The sequence below is a fragment of the Actinomyces sp. ICM58 genome (assembly GCF_000283035.1).
In the GTDB taxonomy this organism is placed as follows: Bacteria; Actinomycetota; Actinomycetes; order Actinomycetales; family Actinomycetaceae; genus Pauljensenia.
In genome coordinates this window covers 1-6,739 of the sequence record NZ_ALIY01000040.1, presented here as the reverse complement: position 1 = coordinate 6,739, position 6,739 = coordinate 1, and the positions used below count along the sequence as shown (strand labels likewise).

Here is a 6,739-nt window from a genome sequence, read left to right as displayed (position 1 = left end):
CGGGCAGCTCGGAGCGCACGGGCGGCTCGGCGGTGGACATCGCCGCGATGGCGGCCATGGGGTCCCACACGGTGAGGGAGCCACCGGAGCGGGCGTCGGGCTGGGAGGAGCGGTCCCACGGGCGCTGGCCACGCCTCATCGGCATGACCTGACCGTCCGGGGACGCCGCGAACACGCGGTTGCGGCGAGCCTCTGCGGCTGCGACCGCCCCACGCAGGGCGTCACGCTCCTCTTCCAGGGCCTCGACGCGGCGCTCGAGCTCGAGGATACGTCGGATGCCCGCCAGGTTGATGCCCTCCTCCTGGCTCATGCGCTGCACGTCGCGCAGGCGCTGCACGTCACGCTTCGTGTAGCGGCGCCCCCGCCCTTTGGTGCGGGCGGGGCTCACCAGGCCGAGACGGTCGTACTGGCGCAGCGTCTGCGGGTGCATGCCCGACAGCTCGGCCGCGACCGAGATGACGAACGTCACCGCATCGTCTGTTCCAGTCGGTGCCACGGCTTACTCCTCCGCAGCCTCGGCCAGGGTGGCGCGCACGTCGAGGTCACCCTCGGCCTGCGCCATCTCCTTCGCGAGCTTCTTGAGCTCGCGGCCCGGCTTCTCGGGGACCCGGATGGCGACGCGGGCAATCAGGTCGCCGGTTGCCTTCGAGGTTGTGACGCCCCCGCCGCGCACGCGGATTTCCGTGCCCGAGGAGGAGCCCGCGGGCACCTTCACGGTGGCCGTGTTGCCGTCCACCATAGGCACGTCGACGACTGCGCCGAGGATGGCCTCGGACACGGTCACGGGTAGATCCATGACCAGGTCGTTACCCTCCCGCGAGTACACGGGGTGCGGCTTGACGGTCACGGCAACCTCGAGGTCGCCGGTGGGACCGCCGTGCGTACCGGGCTTGCCGTGCCCCTTGACGCGGACCTTCTGGCCGTCCTTGATGCCCGCGGGGATACGGACCTTGATCGGAGAACCGCCGACCTTGATGGTCAGGGTCGCGCCGTTGAGGGCCTGGCGGAAGGAAATCGACAGCTTCGCGCGCACGGTGCCGCCCTTTTCGGGCGTCGGCGCGCTACGCGGGGCGTGACCGCCACCGAAGGACGAGCCGTAGGGGTCGCCACCGAATCGCGCGCTCGAGCCACCGCCACCGCCGAAGAGGCCGGAGAGGATGTCCTCGAAGCCAGCTCCGCCGCCGGGCATGCCGGAGGTCTGGAAGCGCACGTTCGAACCGCCGCCACCGAAGCCGCCGCCACCGAAGGCCCCGAAAAGGTCCTCGAAGCCACCCGTGCCGCCCGAACCGGCGGAGAATCGAGCCCCGCCGCCGGCCATCGCGCGAATAGCGTCGTAGCGCTTGCGATCCTCATCGTTGGACAGGACCGCGTATGCCTCACCAATTTCCTTGAATGTGGCTTCGGCTGCCTTGTCGCCCGGGTTCTGATCCGGGTGCCACTTGCGAGCCAGCTTACGGTAGGCCTTCGTGATGGCCTTCTTGTCCGCTGTCTTGTCGACTCCGAGGACCTTGTAGAAGTCCTTGGAGAACCACTCTTGTTCACTCACGCGCGTGTCACCTCTCTTTCAGTTACGAGCGTGCTGTTCTCATTCAGGGTTGTTCACCAGCACCTTCGCGGCGCGCACAACGCGGTCTGCGCGGCGGTAGCCGCTCGCGAGGACCTGCCCGATGACGGGGTGGTCGACGTCGGCGCTGGTGGTGGCCATGAGGGCGTCGTGCAGGGTGGGGTCGAAGTCGTCGCCCTCGGCGCCGTAGCGCTCCAGCTCGAAGCGCGTCTTGAGCGTCTCCTCAAGCTTGGTGGCGATCGACGCGAAGGGCCCGTCCTCCAGGTCGCCGTGCGCGCGGGCGGCGGCGATGTCGTCGAGGACGCTGATAAGCGACTCGATGACCTCGTCCTGACCCGCGGTCTTGTGGCCGGGGATGGCCTCCTTGGAGCGGCGCACGTAGTTGGCGTACTCCTGGCCCTGGTTGTACAGCTCCGCGTTGGCGCGGGCCAGCTGGTCTTCAACGGCCGCGATGCGCTCGAGAGCCTTAGCGAGGTCGGAGTCCTCGATCTGCTCTTCGAAGGCGCTCATGTCGTCAGTCGTGCCCTCGGACGAGGCCTGGGCTGCGTCATCCGCGCCGGGCGCGGTCTCGTTATTCTCGGCCGCCTTGCCGGCCGGGGCCGACTCGGTGGAGTCGGCCCCGGCGACGTTGGCGTCTTCGTTGGGCGCCGAGAAACCGTTGGTTTCTTCGGTGCTCACTTGTTGTCCTCGTCAACGATCTCGGCGTCCACGACGTCGTCCTGCGCGGGCGCGGACTGGGCTGCGGCCTCGTCGGCCTGCTGCTTGGCGTAGATCTCCTGGCCGATCTTCATGCCGGATTCGGACAGGGCGGCCATCGTGGTCTTCACGGCCTCGATGTCGTCACCCTTGAGGGCTTCCTTGACGGCGTCGACGTCCTTCTGGACGGCCGCGCGGGTCTCCTCGGAGATCTTGTCGGCCTCGTCCTTGAGCAGCTTTTCCGTCGAGTAGACGGCCTGCTCAGCCTGGTTGCGGGTGTCGGCGTCCTCGCGGCGCTTCTTGTCCTCGGCGGCGTGCTCTTCGGCCTCGCGCACCATGCGGTCGATATCCTCCTTGGGCAGGGAGGAACCGCCGGTGATCGTCACGGACTGCTCCTTGCCGGTGCCGCGGTCCTTCGCGGAGACGTGGACGATGCCGTTCGCGTCGATGTCGAAGGTGACCTCGATCTGCGGCACGCCGCGGGGAGCCGGGGCGATGCCGGACAGCTCGAAGGTGCCGAGCAGCTTGTTGTCGCGGGCGAACTCGCGCTCGCCCTGGTAGACCTGGATGAGCACGGAGGGCTGGCCGTCCTCGGCGGTGGAGAAGATCTCCGAGGCCTTGGTCGGGATCGCAGTGTTGCGATCGATGAGCTTGGTCATGACGCCGCCCTTGGTCTCGATGCCGAGCGACAGGGGGGTCACGTCGATGAGCAGGACGTCCTTGCGGTCACCCTGGATGACGCCGGCCTGCAGGGCGGCGCCCACGGCGACGACCTCATCGGGGTTGACGCCCTTGTTGGGCTCGCGGCCGCCGGTCAGCTCCTTGACGACCTCGGTGACGGCGGGCATACGGGTGGAGCCGCCGACGAGCACGACGTGGTCGATCTCGGAGACGGTCACGCCGGCCTCGGCCATGACGTCACGGAAGGGCTTCTTGGTGCGCTCGAGCAGGTCGGAGGTGAGCTCCTCGAACTTGGCGCGCGTCAGGGACTCATCCAGGTGGATGGGGCCGTCAGCGGTCATGGACAGGTACTGCAGCGAGATGTTCGTGGAGGTCGCGGAGGACAGCTCCTTCTTCGCCTGCTCAGCGGCTTCCTTCAGGCGCTGGAGGGCGACCGCGTCCTTGGACAGGTCGGCGCCGGTCTTGGCCTTGACCTGGTCGATCAGCCAGTTGACGATGCGCTGATCCCAGTCGTCGCCGCCCAGGTGGTTGTCGCCGGAGGTGGCGCGCACCTGGATGGTAGAGAAGCCGTCGTCATCCTTGCCCACCTCGAGGAGGGACACGTCGAAGGTGCCGCCACCGAGGTCGAAGACCAGGATAAGCTCGTCTTCCTTGCCCTTTTCGAGGCCGTAGGCCAGGGCCGCGGCCGTGGGCTCGTTGACGATGCGCTCGACCTTGAGGCCGGCGATCTGTCCGGCGTCCTTGGTGGCCTGACGCTGAGCGTCGTTGAAGTAGGCGGGGACGGTGATGACGGCCTCGGTGACGGGCTCACCCAGGTAGGCCTCGGCGTCAGCCTTCAGCTTCATGAGGATGCGCGCGGAGATTTCCTGCGCGGTGTACTTCTTGCCGTCGATCTCCGTGGTCCAGTCGGTGCCCATGTGGCGCTTGACGGAGGAGATGGTGCGGTCAACGTTGGTGACGGCCTGGCGCTTGGCGATCTCGCCGACCAGGACCTCGCCAGTCTTGGAGAAGGCGACGACCGAGGGGGTCGTGCGGGCGCCTTCAGCGTTCGGGATGATGGTGGGCTCGCCGCCTTCGAGGACGGCGATAGCGGAGTTGGTGGTGCCGAGGTCGATACCGACTGCACGTGCCATGGTTGTTGTCCTTTCATTCGCTAGGCCGTCTCCGCGTTCGGAGCGGCTTGCGCTGGTCTGTGTGGTCTATGTGGTGCCGGGAAGCTCCCGACACATCCTTGAGTCTGATGTACTCAACTTTAGGAGCCGGGTTTTTATTCCGCAACCCGAAGCTCTCAAACTTGAGTCTGATGTACTCAACTTTGGAGGCTTGGGTTTTATTCCCTGACGAAGCCCCTCAAGAGGTTGAGCCGCTCACAACTTGAGTCTGATGTACTCAAGTTTCTCGTCACGCTTTTATTCCATCCCCGACCACGACGACGTTCAACCCACCCCAGCACGACTAAAATCGACACATGAAATCACTTAGTAAGTAACGCGAAAGCCTGGCGTAAGGAAACACAAAGGTCACTGGTGGCGTAGCACACCGCGACTCTGGCACACTAAAGGCACTCTCACCGTTCGAGAGCCCCGTCAATCAATGGAGACTTGATGCGCATCACAAACCGACTGGCTGGCAGCCTCCTCGCTGGCCTCCTCACACTAGGAATGGCAGGTCCCGCCTTGGCAGACACACCTGAAGCCGACGGCGCCCAGTCCGCCGCCCCCGCCCCCCAGGTGACCTACGACGCACGCTACGCGATCCCCGCGGCCGTACCCGCCTCCAGCGAGGCGAAGGTCGCGCAGTGGCAGGACATGAAGTACGCGATGTTCATCCACTGGGGCGTCTACTCCTCCTATGCCGGCTGGTACAAGGGCCAGAAGCAGGAAGTGGGCTACCCCGAGCAGATCAAGGCGTGGGGCCACCAGCAGACCTGGGACTCCCGCATCCCCCTGCAGGGCATCCCCCGCGAAGAGTACCTGGCCACCGCCCAGACCTTCGACGCCCCCAACTTCGACGCGACTGCGTGGTGCCAGCAGGCCAAGGACAGCGGCATGAAGATGCTGCTCATCACCTCCAAGCACCACGACGGCTTCGCCATGTGGGACACGGCCACGACCGACTACAACTTCACCAAGCAGTCCCCCTCACACCGCGACCCGCTCCTCGAGCTGTCGCAGGCCTGTAAGAAGGTCGACATCAAGTTCGGCCTCTACTTCTCCAACATCGACTGGGAGAAGCAGCCCGAAAACCCGTGGACGAACGCCAACACCCTCGACGAAGAGGGCTACATGGACTACATCCATGCCCAGCTCAAAGAGCTCCTCGGCGGCAAGTACGGCGAGATCACCGAGCTCTGGTACGACATGGGCAAGCCGAACCCCGCCCAGTCCGACCAGCTGCGCGCATGGGCCCACGAGCTCCAGCCGAACATCATGATCAACTCCCGCGTGGGCAACGACCGCGCAGACTTCGAGGTCGGCTGGGACAACGAGATGCAGTCCGAGCAGACCCAGGGCCCCTGGGAGTCGGCCGTCTCAATCTTCCACAAGACGTGGGGCTACGCGAACTGGGACGACGCTGCCCCCACCTTCAAGGACACCGGCTACCCGGACTACACCGAGGAAGACTGGGACCACATCCAGCCGGTCGACAACACGACAGCCCTGCGTAAGGCCCCGGACGGCGCGAAGACGAAGACCACCGAGATCGTCGGCAACATGTTCTCCACCGTCGCCCTGGGCGGCCAGTTCCTCTTCAACGTCGGACCGAAGTTCGACGGCTCCTACGACCCGTGGGACGCCTCTGTCCTGGCGGGCATCGGCGACTGGAACCGCGCGCACCCCGGCATCCTGCGCAACTCGCGCCCGACTCACTTCCCCATCGAAACCTGGGGCAAGACCATGGTCGACGACTCCCACATCTACCTGGGCATCGAGAAGTGGCCGGCCGACGGCACGGTCACGCTGCGCGGCGCCGGCGCCAACGACATCTCCTCGGTGAAGCTGGACGGCTCCGACGCGCCCCTGACCTACAAGGTTGAGGGCAACGACCTCGTCATCACCCTGCCCGCCCAGCCCGACGAGATCCTCCCCGTCGTCACGGTCACCACGAACGGCGCGCCCACCTACGTGCCCACCGGCCTGACCACCATCGGCACCGAGGCGACCACGATCCCTGCCACCAGCCTCGAGAAGTTCAAGGCCCCCACCCCCAAGACCGGTGAGACGAGCTTCATCGCCTCCATCACCTCCGGCGACCAGGTTGCCTCGGGCGTGACCGTCTCCTTCGAGACGCAGGGCTTCACCGACGCCTACGCGGCGTACAAGGTCACCATCGGCGATCAGGTCATCAAGGGCCTGACGGTCGCAGACCTCAACGCTGGTGTCGGCCCCTTCGCGATCGGCCCGAACCAGACCGCGCGCGTGACCCTCGAGTACGACAACCCGGACTACATCCTCAAGGGCTTCGGCAAGGATGCGACCGTCACCTCGGTCACCGTTCGGGCCGCGACCCTCTCGACGCCCGCCGTCACCGTCGAGCCCGAGACCGTCGAGGCAGGCAAGACCGTCGCCGTGACGGGCACGGGCTTCGCCCCCGAGTCCGCAGTGACGCTCACGCTGCACTCCGAACCCGTCGAGGTCGGCACCTCGACCACGGACGCGAGCGGCGCTTTCACCGCCACTGTAACGGTTCCGGCCACCACCGAGGCCGGGGCGCACACGCTCGTCGCCTCCACCGCCACTCCCCTCGCCGAGGCCTCGGCCGCCCTGACGGTCACTCCGCCCCCCGCGCCGGCCCCGT

The 6,739-nt window shown here is 66.5% G+C and carries 5 protein-coding genes; 1 reads left to right on the top strand and 4 read right to left on the bottom strand.

Translation table 11 applies throughout. The annotated features are described in order from the left end of the window. The 4 genes from HMPREF1138_RS01765 to dnaK form a co-directional block, all read right to left on the bottom strand. Positions 1-496 (bottom strand): heat shock protein transcriptional repressor HspR (locus HMPREF1138_RS01765; protein ID WP_009055831.1); only part of this gene is annotated, 496 nt, incomplete at its 3' end. A gap of 3 nt (positions 497-499) precedes the next feature. Next, the gene (locus tag HMPREF1138_RS01760) at positions 500-1,546 is read right to left on the bottom strand and encodes a DnaJ C-terminal domain-containing protein (protein ID WP_009055837.1); all 1,047 of its coding nucleotides are present in this window, start codon (positions 1,544-1,546) and stop codon (positions 500-502) included. Between the two features lie 39 nt (positions 1,547-1,585). Then, positions 1,586-2,242, bottom strand: coding sequence for a nucleotide exchange factor GrpE (locus HMPREF1138_RS01755; protein WP_009055833.1), 657 nt, complete (start codon positions 2,240-2,242; stop codon positions 1,586-1,588). Continuing rightward, complete coding sequence (gene dnaK, locus HMPREF1138_RS01750; protein ID WP_009055835.1) at positions 2,239-4,074, bottom strand: molecular chaperone DnaK; 1,836 nt, start codon at positions 4,072-4,074, stop codon at positions 2,239-2,241. The genes HMPREF1138_RS01755 and dnaK overlap by 4 nt, the downstream gene beginning before the upstream one ends. 471 nt (positions 4,075-4,545) lie before the next feature. Here dnaK and HMPREF1138_RS01745 point away from each other — a divergent pair. Further along, on the top strand, positions 4,546-6,739 hold a 2,194-nt coding region (locus tag HMPREF1138_RS01745), incomplete at its 3' end, for an alpha-L-fucosidase (protein WP_009055840.1).

Coding starts and splice junctions, on each gene's coding strand:
- dnaK (WP_009055835.1), bottom strand. CDS start 4,074: ATGGCACGTGCAGTCGGTATCGACCTCGGCACCACCAACTCCGCTATC.